At 58.5% G+C, this 737-nt stretch carries 1 rRNA gene; it reads right to left on the reverse strand.

Annotated features, from left to right (window positions below):
* Nucleotides 1-737: ribosomal RNA gene (locus B4113_RS15040) — 23S ribosomal RNA — on the reverse strand; the annotation flags it as partial.

Below are 737 nucleotides of genomic sequence, written 5' to 3' on the forward strand. Positions count from 1 at the left end.
TAGGTTAAGCCCTCGATCGATTAGTATCCGTCAGCTCCACGTGTCGCCACGCTTCCACCTCGGACCTATCGACCTCGTCATCTTCGAGGGATCTTACTCGCCTAACGCGATGGGAAATCTCATCTTGAGGGGGGCTTCACGCTTAGATGCTTTCAGCGCTTATCCCGTCCGCACATAGCTACCCAGCGGTGCCCCTGGCGGGACAACTGGTACACCAGCGGTGCGTCCATCCCGGTCCTCTCGTACTAAGGACAGCTCCTCGCAAATTTCCTACGCCCGCGACGGATAGGGACCGAACTGTCTCACGACGTTCTGAACCCAGCTCGCGTACCGCTTTAATGGGCGAACAGCCCAACCCTTGGGACCGACTACAGCCCCAGGATGCGATGAGCCGACATCGAGGTGCCAAACCTCCCCGTCGATGTGGACTCTTGGGGGAGATCAGCCTGTTATCCCCGGGGTAGCTTTTATCCGTTGAGCGATGGCCCTTCCATGCGGAACCACCGGATCACTAAGCCCGACTTTCGTCCCTGCTCGACCTGTCCGTCTCGCAGTCAAGCTCCCTTGTGCCTTTGCACTCTCCGAATGATTTCCAACCATTCTGAGGGAACCTTTGGGCGCCTCCGTTACCTTTTGGGAGGCGACCGCCCCAGTCAAACTGCCCACCTGACACTGTCTCCCACCCCGCTAAGGGGTGCGGGTTAGAATTTCAATACCGCCAGGGTGGTATCCCACCG

Origin of the sequence: Geobacillus sp. B4113_201601 (assembly GCF_001587475.1) — a bacterium.
Classification (GTDB): domain Bacteria; phylum Bacillota; class Bacilli; order Bacillales; family Anoxybacillaceae; genus Geobacillus; species Geobacillus icigianus.